Origin of the sequence: Pseudomonas sp. 1 R 17 (assembly GCF_900067035.1) — a bacterium.
Taxonomy (GTDB): Bacteria; Pseudomonadota; Gammaproteobacteria; order Pseudomonadales; family Pseudomonadaceae; genus Aquipseudomonas; species Aquipseudomonas marginalis.
The window spans coordinates 254,097-269,128 of the sequence record NZ_FKLB01000058.1 but is presented as its reverse complement, the minus strand read 5'-3'; the positions used below and the strand labels follow the sequence as shown (position 1 = coordinate 269,128).

Genomic DNA, 15,032 nt, shown 5'->3' with positions numbered 1-15,032 from the left:
GCGCCAGTGTCCTTTTACTGAAAAATGTCAGGCGGTCCGGCCGCTCAGGCCCAGCTCCGCCAATACTCGGGCACGGGATTCGTCGTCGGCCAGGGCCTGTTCGATGGCTTTGCGAAAGCTCGGCGTATTTCCCAGTGGTCCCTTGAGCGCCATCAGCGCCTCACGCAGGGCCATCAGCTTGTGCAACTCGGGGATCTGCTCCACCAGGTTCGCCGGGTTGAAATCCCTCATCGAATTGATTCGCAACTGGATGGCCAGGTCTTCGACCTCGGCGCCGTCCTGGAGGCGATTGGGGACATTCAGCGTCAGGCTCAGCGCCTGTTTGGCCAACACCTCATCGAGGGTGTTCTGGTTGAGGGTGATGGGCTTGCGATCTTCAAGCTTGCGCAGGTCCTCACGCTGGGTGAAGTCCCCCAGCACGAGGAGTTTCAACGGAAGCTCGACTTCTTCCCGCGCACCGCCGATGGCGGGTTTGAAGGTGATATTGATGCGTTCCTTGGGTGCTACCGAACATTCTTTGGCCATGGTAAATCTCCTTTTCAAGCGGCTCGTAAGCCTATTCAAGTACCGCTTCCAGATCGAAGAGGCACAGCCTGCGGTGGGTGTCTTCCTTGCGCTCGCGCACGGCATGGTTTTGTGGCAGCAGGTCGCAGCAGCGGTGCAAGAGGCGTGTCACTTGAAACGCCAGCTCCGGCTCCCAGCGCTCCAGGCCCGAGCGCTGCAGCTCGAGGTCCAGTTGTTCGAGCTGGATCTTCGCCAGTTCATGTTTGCCAGCGTGTGCACACAAGCGCGCCAGGGCCAACCGCCAATAAAAGCGGGCGCGATCGCTGCGAGCGGCATGCAGACCTTGATTGAGCTCATGTACCGCGGCTTTGAGCCCATCCTTGCGCAGCCGCGGTAGCACATCCTGCAAGGCGATCTCCCAGGGCTCGGCATCGCCCCCCACGCGGGGCGCCTCAGGGGTTTGCAGGTGATGGGAAACATGCAATGCGATCCAGCCGCGAGTGGCGTCGTCGGCAAAAGGAGCGCCCCCTTGAAAGCGAAACGCCGGCAAGTCCGGCAATCGTTGCAACAGCAGGGCGAAACTCACTTCCAACTCGCTCACGGCCAGTTCCGCCTGCTGGGCTTCCAGGCATTGCCAGAGCATGTACAGCCCGTCGAACCAGAACATCGCACCTGAGAGGCCGGCCTCAAGTTCAGGCAGCAGCTCGGCGTGATGGCCTTGGGCAAAACGTTGCTGGTAGTACTTGAGTCTGTCGGGGGCAGGCCCGCACAACGCGGTGACTCGCTCACCGTTGGCATCCGGATAGCGGACGATGGACAGCCAGGCCAGCGTTCGACTCAGGTGCAAGGCCCGTAGGTCGGCGGCGTCCTGGCGTAACCACCAGGCACACAACGGACGAGCTTGTTCCTGCAAGGCAAACAGCAAGTCATGCGCATCTTTTTCGTTGTTTACCGTCGGTTTGGCCGTTGAGGATGGCGTAGCAGCGGGTTGCACTTGCGCAACGGCGGCGTTCAACCCGGCGATAGGGGGATGGCCTTGCACAGCAAGCGCCAACCACTGCTCCAATTGTTTGCGAATCGGCAGCAACAGCGGCGCGTCGCCTCCCAAATGTGCAGTCCAGAGTTCATCAAGGCGCGTGAGGTGTTCAAGCATAGATTGGAACAAGGGTTGCGGGCCTTGAACCGAAAGGTCTTGGACAAGCAGTGTCTCAAGGCGCAGGACCAGCCAGCCGAACGCTGCGCTGCGGGTGCGCAGCTTTCCAGGGTATACCGCCGACCAATGGTGCTCACACAGATGGCGCAGCAACCCGAGGCCAGCCAGCAGTCCGGCAAAGGACTCGCGGTGGTAAAGCGCCCAGGTCAGCCAGACGGCCACGCGCAGATCCTTGGACTGCTCACGCAACAGGCATTCGCTGATTTCCAGGAGCTTTTGCCAGTCCGGCTGGCCGGCGCCATGCATGGACTGCAACTTTTCCAGTTCGGACTCCAGGGTTTCATATTCATTTGAATAGCGCATATCACTGCCGGCAAAGTTCGCTGGCAAACAGGGCTGCCGGGCAACCTCGAGGTAATAAGCGCAGAGTTTTTCTGAATGGACCATTTAGGAGCGCACTCGACTATCCAAGGCACGAGCGACAAACTAAGTGCATTTAACTTTCACACTAGATTGCCATCAACCTTCGCTTGAATCGCCGCGAAGTTCGTAAACCTTAGCCACGACAATAACATCCAGCAAGCAACAGACTCACACTTAAGACATTTCCTACACCACCCGTAAACCAAGGCATATGCAGGCTTTTGCGCAGCTACAGAGATATATTTCACCTAACCCCAGCGGAAAACCAACTACTGAGCGACGTTTCAACATGAGCAACTAAATGCGCACTTATGCGCAAACATTTTCCGCAAAACAGCCAAAAAAACCATAACACCCGTTTAAATCCAACGCCTATATCCACAGCATGCCAAGTCCGTATTGGTTCCCACACTTTCCGGCACGCTTCTTGTAATAGCCACATTCCCAACCGGTACGATTAACCGTTGGAACTACCTCATCAATCAGACAAGGAAACCCGTCATGCCAACACCCGCGTATCTTTCCGTCACTGGCTCCAAGCAAGGCTTGATTACGGCAGGCACATTTACCAAGGACTCGGTGGGCAATATTTACCAGGAAGGCCATGAAGACCAGATTCTGGTCCAGGCCTTCTCCCATCAGGTGATTGTTCCACGCGACCCGCAGTCCGGCCAGCCGACGGGCCAGAGGGTCCATAAGCCGCTGATGATCAGCAAGGTCTTCGATAAGTCATCGCCATTGCTGTTCAGCGCCTTGACCAGCGGTGAAGACGTCACCTGCCGACTCGAGTGGTTCCGTACGTCGCCAGCCGGCACCCAAGAGCACTACTTCACGATTGAACTGGAGAGGGCGAAGATCGTGGACATACAGTCACGCATGCCCCACTGCCAGGATCCGGACAATGCCCATTTCACTCACCTGGAGGACGTGCACTTCACCTATGGCAAGATCGTGTGGACCCACGAAGTGTCCGGCACATCCGGGTCCGATGACTGGCGCAGCCCGGTAGCGGGTTAGGTCGGACCTGAGCAGGAACAGGTGCCAGGGACGGCACCGTTTCTGCCAGGCAACTACACCATCGCCAAGGGATGCTTGCGCTTGGGTGCGCCGAACACCCGATCGATGGCATCCAGGTCGTGCTCATCGAGCACCATCTTGGCGGCGGCCGCATTGAGCCGTACATGCTCCGGGGTGACCGCCTTGGGGATGGCGATCACACCGTCCTGGCGCAGCACCCAGGCCAGGGCAACCTGGGCGGGCGTGACCTCGTGGCGGCGGGCGATCTGCTTGAGGGTCTGACTGGACAGCAACGCCCCACCCTGGGCAATCGGGCAGTACGCCATCAGCGGCAAATGGTGTTGTTGCCACCAGGGCAACAGGTCGAATTCGATCCCGCGTTCTTCGATGTTGTACAGCACCTGGTTAGTCGCGCAGGCCGGGGATGCGAGTTCCTGCAGGTCGGCCACATCGAAATTCGAGACGCCCCAGCGGCCGATCTTGCCAGCCTCACGCAGGCGCTCGAACGCTTCGACGGTTTCTTCAAGGGGGTACTGGCCACGCCAATGCAGCAGATACAGATCAATGTAGTCCGTGCCCAGGCGCCGGAGGCTGGCTGCACACGCACGGGGCACGCCCTTTTGGCTGGCGTTGTGCGGGTAGACCTTGCTCACCAGGAACACCTGGTCGCGCCTGCCGCTGATGGCTTCGCCGACGACTTCCTCGGCGCCCCCCTCGCCATACATCTCGGCGGTGTCGATGAGGGTCATGCCCTCGTCGATCCCCAGTTGCAATGCCGCGACTTCGGCGCGACGCCGGTCCGGGTCTTCGCCCATGCGCCAGGTGCCCTGGCCGATGACAGGGACGGGAACGCCTGCCAGATCAATGGTGCGCATGACAACCTCCTGATGAATTCGCGGATTAACAGTGTGGCATTGACCGGACAAAAGGGTTCAATCGAAGTATGGTTGCCCTTTGCCAAGTCGCCAGGAAGGACCTGCAATGCTGTTTGTCGTGATGCTCGGGGGCAAGCACCCACGAGCAAGAATTGAAGTGCACGATGTGGTGTTCGCCGTAGCGGACACGCTGGAAGGCACCTACCCGCAATTGCGCGAGGGCTGGTTTGGCAGCCCCAAGGGTGTGCATATCGATTCGTGGATGGCGGTGGATGGCGTCGACGGCTGGAAGGTCGAACTCAGCCACCTGGCCCCCGCTGCCGACGCCCATCACCTGTACTTCATCAACCTTGGCGGTTATGAAGCCAACAGCTTTGGCGAAGCCCACCACTACCTGCTGGTGGTCGCCCGCAACAAACGGGAGGCGACCAGCAAGGGCAAGCAACAAATGCTGCGCCACTGGTCCCAGGCCCACACCGACGGCGTGATGGATATCGACGACTGCCTGCCCATCGACCTGGTGGACGGCCGCTACCTGCACCTGATGCAAGGCGCCCATCGGCCGATCATTCAGCAGAATGACTATATCGTCTTGAATTGATGGGGGCTTATTCGACCTGACATCAGATGACTCCGGCAACGTCAGACGTAACACTGCTTTTGCTGTGGCTGTGGCTTTTGCTCTTGATCTCAGGCGCCCCGTCAAACACGCTGGCCGAACGCAGGCTTGAATCCGTGGGTAACCCGGCAGGACGCCGGGTTAGCCGTCCTGGGCCAGGGATGGCCCATGACGGCGGCCCACGGATTCAAGCCTGCGTTCGGGCACACCGAGCCTAGGCGAGGTGCCGAGTGTTGGGGCGAGGACCTTTTGCTTACTTTTGGGTCCCTCCAAAAGTGAGCCGCTGTAAGAGCGGAACCATAGGTGGCCGTTACCGCAGCAACGGATATGTACTCGGTCTGATCCAACATCCTGGTCGGCTGTCAGGCCGCCATCGGGAGCAAGTCGAATCGTCGCACCGCCCCTCCCACATGTGATCTCTATACATCAGGTAGATATCAGTCTGCTCTAGATCTCACGCCAATACCCAAGCTCAACGCCCCAACCTGAACCCCAGCGGAACTTTGCCAGGAAATAACCGCCTGAATCCGGTACGCTCACCGTTTTTACTCAAGGAGTTAATCCCCATGGCCAAAGCCACCGCCCGTCACATCCTCGTTGCCACCGAAGACAAGTGCAACGAACTCAAGGCCCAAATCGAAGGCGGCGCCGATTTCGCAGAAATCGCCAAAGCCAACTCCAGCTGCCCATCCAGCCGCCAGGGCGGTGACTTGGGTTCGTTCGGTCCAGGCCAGATGGTCAAGGAATTCGACACCGTCGTCTTCAGCGCCCCGGTCAACACCGTGCAAGGCCCGGTAAAAACCCAGTTCGGCTACCACCTGCTGGAAGTCACCAGCCGCCAGGACTGATCCCGTCCGCGCTGCTGCTTGAAACAACGGCCCGCCTCTTGGTGGGCCGTTGTGCATGTGACGACTGGCGACGCTGATGCCGTTAGCGTACAAATCCTTATTCTTCTCCACCCGGCGTTCAAGGCTGACAATGCGATTGGCTTTTTCCAGACTGTTCAGTACCTCCTTGGCCCTGCTGCTGGCCAGCAGCGCCGTGATCGCGGCGCCCCAACCGTCCATGACCGTGTACGGCGAACCGGCCAAGTATCCAGCCGGTTTCAGCCATTTCGACTACGCCAACCCCAACGCCCCCAAGGGCGGCAGCCTGCGGCGCTCGGCGCTGGAGATCGGGCGTTTCGACCATGTGCTGCCGTATATCGACAAAGGCATCGGCGTCTCCCAGGTCGACGGCTGGTTGTATGCGCCCCTGGCCCTGCGTTCCCTGGACGAGCCCTACACGGTGTATGGCCTGGTGGCCGAGAAGATGGAACGCGCGGAGGACGGCCTGTCCCTGCGTTTCTTCCTCAACCCCAAGGCGCGCTTTGCCGATGGCAAGCCGATCACCGCCGAAGACGTGCGCTACAGCTTCAACCTGCTGATGACCCAAGGCAGCCTGCGCTTTCGCACGCTGTTCGCCGACGTCAAGCACGTCGAAGTCGAAGGCCAGCGCCAGGTACGTTTTGATTTCTCCCGCAATGAAAACCGCACCCTGCCCCTGGATATCGCCACCCTGCCGGTGTTTCCCGAGCACTGGTGGAAAACTCGCGACTTCGCCAACGGCGGTGGCTACGAAGCCCCCCTGGGCAGCGGCCCGTACAAGGTCGGCAAGATCGACTCGGGCAGCACCATCACCTTTACCCGCGACCCCGACTGGTGGGGCAAGGACCTGCCCGTCAGCCGCGGCCTGTACAACTTCGATCACCTGAGCCTGGAGTACTTCGGTGACACCGAAGTGGCCCGCCAGGTACTGCGCGGTGGCGCCTACGACTTCAACCGTGAGTTTTCCGCCACCGGCTATTCCATCGGCTACAACGGCCCGGCCCTGGACGATGGCCGCCTGCAACGTGCGCACCTGGCCAAGGACATGCCGCAACCGGCCCAGGGTTATGTGTTCAACGTGCAAAAACCGATGTTCAAGGACCGTCGCGTGCGCCAGGCCCTGGCAATGCTGTGGGACTTCGAATGGGCCAACCGGCAGATGATGCGCAACCTGTACATCCGCCAGCAAAGCTACTTCTCCAATAGCCCGTTGGCCGCCACCCAACTGCCCACCCCGGAAGAACTGGCGATTCTCGAACCCTTGCGCGGGCAGATTCCCGACGAGGTATTCACCCAGGTGTTCAAGGCCCCGGTCACCGATGGCAGCGGCATGATCCGCGACAAACAGTTGCAAGCCCTGGCCCTGCTGGAAGAAGCCGGCTGGAAGCCAGACGGCGACAAACTGGTCAATGCCGAGGGCGAGCCGCTGGAGTTCACCTTCCTCAATGCCCAGAACGGCCTGGAACGCCTGTTGTTGCCGTACAAACGCAACCTCGCACAGATCGGCATTACCTTGAACATCCGCCGCATCGACTCTTCGCAATACGTGAACCGCCTGATGGCCCGCGACTACGACATGATCGTCACCGGCTTCCCGGTGACTACCTCGCCCGGCATGGAGCTGTACAACTACTTCGGCTCGACCGCCGCATTCGATCCGGGCGCCAACAACTACATGGTGCTCAAGGACCCGGCCGTCGACAGCCTGATCAAGGGCCTGGTCAAGGCCGACACCCAGGCGCAGATGCTCACCTATGCCCATGCCCTGGATCGGGTGCTGCAATGGAATTACCTGTGGATCCCCAATTACTACCCGCCCGGCACCTCCGCTGCGTGGTGGAACCGCTTCGGCCGTCCGGCCATCGAGGCCAGGAATGATGAAGCCCTGGAAACCTGGTGGGAAATCAGCCCTACCCCGCTGACCAATGAACAAATGAATGCCGAGTTGAAAAAACGCGCGGGAGCTCGCTGATGTTTGCCTATATCGTGCGGCGCCTGCTGCTGATCATCCCGACGCTGGTGATCATCCTGCTGGTCAACTTCGTGATCGTGCAGGCCGCCCCCGGCGGGCCGGTGGAACAAGCCATCGCCCACTTGCAGGGCATCGGCGGCGGCGCGGTCGGCGGCTCATCCGGCGACGCTGTCAGCAGCGGCTCCCGTGCCAGCCGCGGGCTGGACCCGAAACTGATCAAGGACATCGAAAAACAATACGGCTTCGACAAGCCCGCGCCGGAACGCCTGTGGCTGATGCTCAAGAGCTACGCCCAGCTGGATTTCGGCAACAGCTTCTTTCGCGGCGCCACCGTGATCGACCTGATCCTGGAAAAAATGCCGGTGACCATTTCCCTCGGCCTGTGGGCCACGCTGATCACTTACCTGGTGTCGATCCCCCTGGGCATTCGCAAGGCGGTGCGCCATGGCAGCAGCTTTGATGTGTGGAGCAGCACCGCCATTGTGATTGGCTACGCGATGCCGGCGTTTCTGTTCGCGATGTTCCTGATCGTGATGTTCGCCGGAGGCACGTCATTGAACTGGTTCCCGGTGCGCGGGCTGGTCTCGGAAAACTTCGCCGAACTGAGCACCGTGGGCAAGATCGCCGACTACTTCTGGCACCTGGTGCTGCCGGTCAGCGCGCTGGTAATCGGCGGTTTCGCCACCCTGACCATCCTGACCAAAAACTCGTTCCTCAATGAAATCACGCGCCAGTACGTAGTGACCGCCCGCGCCAAGGGCCTGAGCGAACGCCGGGTGCTGTACGGCCATGTGTTTCGCAACGCCATGCTGCTGGTGATCTCGGGGATTCCCCAGGCGTTCATCAGTGTGTTCTTTGCCGGTTCGCTGTTGATCGAGGTGATCTTTTCCCTCGATGGCCTCGGCCGCATGAGCTACGAAGCGGCCGTGTCCCGGGACTACCCGGTGGTGTTTGGCTCGCTGTTTATCTTCACCTTGTTTGGCCTGCTGATAAAACTGATCGGCGACCTCTGCTACACCCTGGTGGACCCGCGTATCGACTTCGCCGCGAGGAACGCCTGATGCTTAACCTGTCTCCCGTGGCCCGTCGGCGTTTCGAACGCTTCAAGAAAAACCGTCGCGGCTGGTGGTCGCTGTGGCTGTTTATCGGGCTGTTTATCCTGACCCTGGGCGGCGAGTTGATCGCCAACGACAAGCCTCTGGTGCTCAGCTACAAGAACGAACTGTATTTCCCCGCATTCAAGCGCTACACCGAGCAGCAGTTCGGCGGGCAACTGCCGTTCCAGGCCGATTACCGCAGTGACTACGTGCAAAAGCTGATCAAGCAGGACGGCGGTTGGATGCTGTTCCCGCCAATCCCGTTCAGCGACGACACCCCCAACTACGAACTGACCCGCCCGGCCCCCAGCCCGCCCTCGACGGTGAACTGGCTGGGTACCGATGACCAGTCGCGGGATGTGCTGGCACGGGTGATCTTCGGCGCGCGGGTGTCAATCCTGTTTGCCCTGGCACTCACCGCGATCAGCGCCACCATCGGCATCGCCGCCGGGGCCTTGCAGGGCTATTACGGCGGCTGGGTGGATCTGCTCGGCCAACGCATCCTTGAAGTGTGGTCCGGGCTGCCGGTGCTGTACCTGCTGATCATCCTGTCGGGGTTTGTCGAGCCGAACTTCTGGTGGTTGCTGGGGATCATGGCGCTGTTTTCCTGGCTGGCCCTGGTGGATGTGGTGCGCGCCGAGTTCCTGCGCGGGCGCAACCTGGAGTACGTCAAGGCCGCACGGGCCCTGGGCCTGGGCGACGGCAAGATCATTCGCCGGCACATCCTGCCCAACGCCATGACCGCCACCTTGAGCTACCTGCCGTTTATCCTCACCGGGGCGATTTCCACCCTGAGCGCCCTGGATTTCCTCGGTTTCGGCATGCCTGCGGGCAGTGCGTCACTGGGCGAGCTGATTGCCCAGGGCAAGCAGAACCTGCAAGCGCCGTGGCTGGGCCTGACGGCGTTTTTCACCTTGGCGCTGATCCTGTCGCTGCTGGTCTTTATCGGCGAGGCATTACGTGATGCCTTCGACCCACGCTCATGAGTGACTGCGTATGAACCTGATCGAAATCCGCGACCTCAGCGTCGCCTTCAGCGGCCAGACCGTGGTACGCAACCTGAGCCTGGACGTACGCCCCGGCGAGTGCCTGGCGCTGGTGGGTGAGTCCGGCTCCGGCAAGTCGGTGACCGCCCATTCGATTCTGCAACTGCTGCCCGAAGCCGGTACTGAAACCCGCGGCTCCGTGAAGTATCGCGGCCAGGAACTGATCGGCGCCTCGGCGTCGACCTTGCAGAAACTGCGCGGCAACCGCATTGCGATGATCTTCCAGGAGCCGATGACCTCCCTCAACCCACTGCACAGCATCGAAAAACAGATCGGCGAAACCTTGCTGCTGCACAAGGGCCTCGGCGGCAAGGCGGCTCAGGCGCGCATCCTCGAGTTGCTGCAGTTGGTGGGTATCCAGAAACCACAGGAACGCCTCAAGGCCTATCCCCACCAACTCTCCGGGGGCCAACGCCAACGGGTGATGATCGCCATGGCCCTGGCCTGTGAGCCGGAACTGCTGATCGCCGACGAGCCCACCACCGCCCTCGACGTGACCGTGCAGCGCAAGATCCTGCTGCTGCTCAAGTCCCTGCAACACCGCCTGGGCATGTCGCTGCTGCTGATCAGCCATGACCTCAACCTGGTGCGCAGCATTGCCCAGCGGGTGTGCGTGATGCGTGCCGGCGAGATTGTCGAGCAGGCCGACTGCGAGGCGTTGTTCACGGCCCCCCAACACCCCTACAGCCGCCTGCTGCTGGACGCCGAGCCGTCCGGCGATGTGCTGTGCAGCGAGCCACGGGAGACCGTGCTGGACGTGCACGACCTGAGCGTGCAATTCCCCCTGGGCGGCGGCCTGTTCCGGCGCAAGACCTACCTGCGCGCGGTGGATGGCATCAGCCTCAGCGTGCAGCGCGGCAAGACCCTGGGGATTGTCGGCGAGTCCGGTTCGGGCAAGTCCACTCTCGGCCAGGCGATCCTGCGCCTGCTGGACTCCACCGGCAGCATCCGCTTCCAGGGCGAGTCTCTCGACCCGCTCAACCACAAGCAAATGCGCCCGTGGCGCAAACAGATGCAGGTGGTCTTCCAAGACCCCTACGGCAGCCTTAGCCCGCGCATGTCGGTGCAGCAGATCATCAGCGAAGGCCTGGAGGTGCATGCGCCGTGCAGCCTGGCCGACCGCGATGCGCAAGTGATCCAGGTGCTCAAGGACGTGGGCCTCGACCCCGCCAGCCGCCATCGCTTCCCCCATGAATTCTCCGGCGGCCAGCGCCAACGCATCGCCATCGCCCGCGCGCTGGTGCTCAAGCCGGCGCTGATGCTGCTGGATGAACCGACCTCGGCACTGGACCGTACGGTGCAGAAGCAGGTCGTAGCGTTGCTGCGTGAATTGCAGGAAAAGTACGGTCTGACCTACCTGTTTATCAGCCATGACCTCGCCGTGGTGCGCGCCATGGCCCATGACATGATCGTGATCAAGGACGGCAAGGTGGTGGAGCGCGGGCCGAGCCATGACGTTTTCGAAGCACCGCAGCACCCGTATACCAAAGAACTCCTGGCGGCGGCCGGCGGGCTGTCGTCATGAGTACCAGCCTGACGGACTACCAACAGGTTCGCGGCCTGGCGATCCAGTCGCTGTTCGAGATCATCGAGCAGTCCAGCGAAGGCACGGTGATTGTCGACCGCGACGCCAATATCGTCTGGATGAATGAGCGCTACGCCAAGCGCTTCGGCCTCAAGAGTGCCGATGAAGCCATCGGCCAGCCGTGCGAGCGGGTGATTTCCAACAGCCTGTTGCGCCAGGTGGTGCGCACCGACCGGCCGATTCTGCTGGACATCCAGGACACCCCCAAAGGCCCTTTGGTGGTGATGCGCCTGCCGATCCACAACGACGCCGGTGCAGTGATCGGTGCGATTGGCTTTGCCTTGTTCGATGAGCTGCGCAACCTGTCGCCGCTGATCGAACGCTACCTGAGCATGCAGCAGGAACTGGCCTCCACCCGCTCGTTGCTGCGCTCACGCCAGAGCAAGTACAACTTCGCGCACTTTATCGGCACCAGCGCCGCCAGCCTGGAAGTCAAACGCCGTGCACGACGCAGCGCAAGCGCCGAATCGCCGGTGCTGCTGCTGGGCGAGACTGGTACCGGCAAGGAATTGCTCGCCCAGGCGATCCACGGTGCCTCACCGCGTGCGCACAAGGCGTTTGTCAGCATCAACAGCGCGGCGATTCCCCATGACCTGCTGGAAGCCGAGTTCTTCGGCACCGCGCCGGGCGCCTTTACCGGTGCCGATCGCAAGGGCCGTCCAGGCAAGTTCCAGATTGCCCAGGGCGGCACGCTGTTCCTCGATGAAATCGGCGATATGCCGCTGCCGCTGCAAAGCAAGCTGCTGCGGGTGTTGCAGGAAAAGGAATTCGAACCGGTGGGTTCCAACGAAATGCTGCACAGCGATGTACGGGTGATCGCGGCCACCTCCATGGACCTGGAAGCGGCGATCAAGCGCGGTGAGTTCCGTGCGGACCTGTATTACCGCCTGAACGTATTGCCGATCCAGGTGCCGCCGCTGCGTGAACGGCTGGAGGACATTCCGGCGCTGAGCGAAGCGATCCTCGAGGAACTGCGCAGCCAGCATGAACTGGACCGCGAGGCTCTGGCGCTGTTGGCGCAGCATGCGTGGCCGGGGAACATCCGCGAACTGCGCAACGTGCTGGAGCGCGCGGCGTTGCTGAGCGATGACCTGGTGCTGAACGCTAGGGACATTCGCGCGGCGATTGGCACGTTCAGCCCGGTGACGCGCGGCGCAGTGGACACGGTTGAGGGTGAGACGTTTGCGGCGGCGCGGGAGCGGTTTGATCGGCAGGTGATTGCGGCGGCACTCCAGGCGTGTGACGGGAATGTGGTGGAGGCGGCCAGGCGATTGGGGCTGGGGCGGTCGACGTTGTACAAGAAGATGGTGGCACTTGGAATCGCCTGATCTCCAAACAGAGACAAAATTCTCCATAGAAAGACACTCCCTGTGGGAGGGGGCTTGCTTCCGATAGCATCAGGCCAGTCAACACATTTACTGGCTGATGCACCGCTATCGGGGCAAGCCCCCTCCCACATTTTGTCTTCATTTGTCTCAAAATCGAGACAGCAGTCAAAAACACTCGAATGAATTTAAAAAATATCCATATATTTCAAAAGCTTGAAAATATGGCACACATCTCGCTATAGCCCTCCCCACTGCTTCACCCACAACAATAACAATCCGATGGAGACACACCATGAGTGTGATCATTGCCCTGGCAGCGCTCGCGTTGCTGATGCTGGCTGCCTACCGTGGCTATAGCGTTATCCTGTTTGCCCCCATCGCCGCCCTCGGCGCCGTGCTACTCACCGACCCGTCCGCCGTCGCCCCTGCCTTTACCGGGGTGTTCATGGAGAAAATGGTCGGCTTTATCAAACTGTATTTCCCGGTATTCCTGCTCGGTGCGGTGTTCGGCAAGCTGATCGAGCTGTCGGGTTTCTCGCGCTCTATCGTGGCGGCGGCGATCCGTTTGCTCGGCACGCGCCAGGCGATGCTGGTGATCGTGCTGGTCTGCGCCCTGCTCACCTACGGCGGCGTGTCGCTGTTTGTGGTGGTGTTTGCGGTGTACCCGTTTGCGGCGGAGATGTTCCGCCAGAGCAATATCCCCAAGCGCCTGATCCCAGCGACCATCGCCCTCGGTGCGTTCTCGTTCACCATGGACGCCCTGCCCGGCACGCCGCAGATCCAGAACATCATCCCCAGCACCTTCTTCAACACCACCGCCTGGGCGGCGCCGTGGCTGGGGTTGATCGGCACGATTTTCGTGTTCTGCGCCGGCATGCTCTACCTGGCGCGCCAGCGCAACAAGGCCCAGCGCGCGGGTGAAGGCTACGGCACCGAGCTGCGCAACGAGCCTGAGACCGCCGAGAACATTGCCCTGCCCAACCCGTGGATCGCGCTGTCGCCGCTGATCCTGGTGGGCGTGATGAACCTGCTGTTCACCCACTGGATCCCACAGTGGTACGGCAAGACCCACAGCCTCAGCCTGCCGGGCATGAGCGCACCGGTGACCACTGAAATCGCCAAGCTCACCGCGATCTGGGCGGTGCAGGCGGCGTTGCTGGTGGGCATCATCATGGTGCTGGTATTCGGCTGGTCGGCGATCAAAAGTAAGCTCGCCGACGGCAGCAAAAGCGCGGTCAGCGGCGCATTGCTGGCGGCGATGAACACCGCTTCCGAATATGGCTTCGGCGCGGTGATCGCTTCGCTGCCGGGCTTCCTGGTGCTGGCGGACTGGCTCAAGGGCATCCCCAACCCGCTGGTCAACGAAGCGATTACCGTGACCCTGCTGGCCGGTATCACCGGCTCTGCGTCCGGCGGCATGAGCATCGCCCTGGCGGCCATGTCCGAGAGCTTTATTGCGGCGGCCCATGCGGCCAATATTCCTCTTGAAGTGCTGCACCGGGTCGCGGCCATGGCCAGCGGCGGCATGGACACCCTGCCCCACAACGGCGCGGTGATCACCCTGCTGGCTGTGACCGGCCTGACCCACCGCGAAGCCTACAAGGACATTTTCGGCATCACGATCATCAAGACCCTCGCGGTGTTCGTGGTGATCGGTACTTTCTACGCCACCGGCATTGTGTGAGGTTTTCATGACGAGATTGAACGGCAAGACCGCCCTGGTTACCGGCTCCACCAGCGGCATCGGCCTGGGTATCGCCCTGAGCCTGGCCAAGGCCGGCGCCAACCTGATCCTCAACGGCTTCGGCGACGCCAGCGCGGTGGTCGCCCAGGTGCAGGCGTTTGGCGGCAAGGTCGGCCATCACCCGGCGGACGTCAGCGACCCGGCGCAGATCGCCGACATGCTCGCCTACGCCGAGCGTGAGTTCGGCGGTGTCGACATCCTGGTCAACAACGCCGGCATCCAGCACGTGGCGGCGGTGGAGGACTTCCCGCTGGAGCGCTGGGACGCGATCATCGCGATCAACCTGTCCTCGGTGTTCCACAGCACACGCTTGAGCCTGCCGGGCATGAAGGCCAAGGGCTGGGGGCGTATCGTCAACATCGCCTCGGTGCACGGCCAGGTCGGGTCGGTGGGCAAGGCCGCGTATGTGGCGGCCAAGCACGGCGTGATCGGCTTGACCAAGGTGGTGGGCCTGGAGACCGCCACCAGCAACGTGACCTGCAACGCGATCTGTCCCGGCTGGGTGCTGACGCCGCTGGTGCAGAAGCAGATTGATGATCGCGTGGCCAATGGCGTCGATCCGCAGCAGGCGCAACATGATCTGCTGGCGGAGAAACAGCCGTCCCTGGAGTTCGTGACGCCGTCGCAGCTGGGAGAGCTGGTGCTGTTCTTGTGCAGCGAGGCCGGGGCCCAGGTGCGGGGGGCGGCGTGGAACATTGATGGTGGCTGGCTGGCCCAATAAAACCAGACACTGGAGTTCTAAACTGTGGGCCCCCCCTCCCACAGTTGATCTATGTTGACGGGTAGATTTTTACAAGAACAAG

At 61.5% G+C, this 15,032-nt stretch carries 13 protein-coding genes; 10 read left to right on the top strand and 3 right to left on the bottom strand.

Annotation, left to right across the window (positions count from 1 at the left end; all coding sequences use genetic code 11):
- Positions 1 to 27 precede the first annotated feature (27 nt).
- Both tssB and tssA read right to left on the bottom strand, forming a co-directional pair.
- Complete coding sequence (tssB, locus tag BFP99_RS22170; RefSeq protein ID WP_065927150.1) at positions 28 to 525, bottom strand: type VI secretion system contractile sheath small subunit; 498 nt, start codon at positions 523 to 525, stop codon at positions 28 to 30.
- A 31-nt stretch (positions 526 to 556) separates the two neighbouring features.
- Positions 557 to 2,104: a type VI secretion system protein TssA gene (gene tssA / locus BFP99_RS22165; RefSeq protein ID WP_083221238.1), complete on the bottom strand. Its 1,548-nt coding sequence runs from the start codon at positions 2,102 to 2,104 to the stop codon at positions 557 to 559.
- 477 nt (positions 2,105 to 2,581) lie between these two features.
- Between tssA and BFP99_RS22160 the strand changes: the two genes are divergently transcribed.
- Positions 2,582 to 3,097, top strand: coding sequence for an Hcp family type VI secretion system effector (locus BFP99_RS22160; RefSeq protein ID WP_065927152.1), 516 nt, complete (start codon positions 2,582 to 2,584; stop codon positions 3,095 to 3,097).
- A gap of 53 nt (positions 3,098 to 3,150) precedes the next feature.
- Here BFP99_RS22160 and BFP99_RS22155 read toward each other — a convergent pair whose 3' ends face one another.
- Positions 3,151 to 3,972, bottom strand: coding sequence for an aldo/keto reductase (locus BFP99_RS22155; protein ID WP_065948201.1), 822 nt, complete (start codon positions 3,970 to 3,972; stop codon positions 3,151 to 3,153).
- A 106-nt stretch (positions 3,973 to 4,078) separates the two neighbouring features.
- Between BFP99_RS22155 and BFP99_RS22150 the strand changes: the two genes are divergently transcribed.
- The 9 genes from BFP99_RS22150 (at position 4,079) to BFP99_RS22110 (ending at position 14,950) form a co-directional block, all read left to right on the top strand.
- A complete protein-coding gene (locus BFP99_RS22150) occupies positions 4,079 to 4,573 on the top strand; it encodes a DUF1543 domain-containing protein (RefSeq protein WP_065948200.1) in 495 nt (164 codons plus the stop codon).
- Between the two features lie 584 nt (positions 4,574 to 5,157).
- Positions 5,158 to 5,439: a peptidylprolyl isomerase gene (locus BFP99_RS22145; protein ID WP_044274278.1), complete on the top strand. Its 282-nt coding sequence runs from the start codon at positions 5,158 to 5,160 to the stop codon at positions 5,437 to 5,439.
- Positions 5,440 to 5,569: 130 nt separating this feature from the next.
- On the top strand, positions 5,570 to 7,429 hold the full coding sequence (locus BFP99_RS22140; RefSeq protein ID WP_065948199.1) for an extracellular solute-binding protein: 1,860 nt from the start codon (positions 5,570 to 5,572) through the stop codon (positions 7,427 to 7,429).
- On the top strand, positions 7,429 to 8,490 hold the full coding sequence (locus BFP99_RS22135) for a microcin C ABC transporter permease YejB (RefSeq protein ID WP_065927156.1): 1,062 nt from the start codon (positions 7,429 to 7,431) through the stop codon (positions 8,488 to 8,490). The genes BFP99_RS22140 and BFP99_RS22135 overlap by 1 nt, the downstream gene beginning before the upstream one ends.
- On the top strand, positions 8,490 to 9,512 hold the full coding sequence (locus BFP99_RS22130) for an ABC transporter permease (RefSeq protein ID WP_065927157.1): 1,023 nt from the start codon (positions 8,490 to 8,492) through the stop codon (positions 9,510 to 9,512). The genes BFP99_RS22135 and BFP99_RS22130 overlap by 1 nt, the downstream gene beginning before the upstream one ends.
- A 10-nt stretch (positions 9,513 to 9,522) precedes the next feature.
- Entirely contained in the window at positions 9,523 to 11,097 is a 1,575-nt protein-coding gene (locus BFP99_RS22125) for an ABC transporter ATP-binding protein (protein ID WP_065948198.1), read from the top strand.
- Positions 11,094 to 12,485: a sigma-54 interaction domain-containing protein gene (locus BFP99_RS22120; RefSeq protein ID WP_065948197.1), complete on the top strand. Its 1,392-nt coding sequence runs from the start codon at positions 11,094 to 11,096 to the stop codon at positions 12,483 to 12,485. The genes BFP99_RS22125 and BFP99_RS22120 overlap by 4 nt, the downstream gene beginning before the upstream one ends.
- A 292-nt stretch (positions 12,486 to 12,777) precedes the next feature.
- Positions 12,778 to 14,169 carry a GntP family permease gene (locus tag BFP99_RS22115; protein ID WP_065927160.1) on the top strand — a complete coding sequence of 464 codons (1,392 nt, stop codon included), beginning with the start codon at positions 12,778 to 12,780 and terminating at the stop codon, positions 14,167 to 14,169.
- A gap of 7 nt (positions 14,170 to 14,176) precedes the next feature.
- The gene (locus BFP99_RS22110) at positions 14,177 to 14,950 is read left to right on the top strand and encodes a 3-hydroxybutyrate dehydrogenase (protein ID WP_065927161.1); all 774 of its coding nucleotides are present in this window, start codon (positions 14,177 to 14,179) and stop codon (positions 14,948 to 14,950) included.
- Positions 14,951 to 15,032 lie beyond the last annotated feature (82 nt).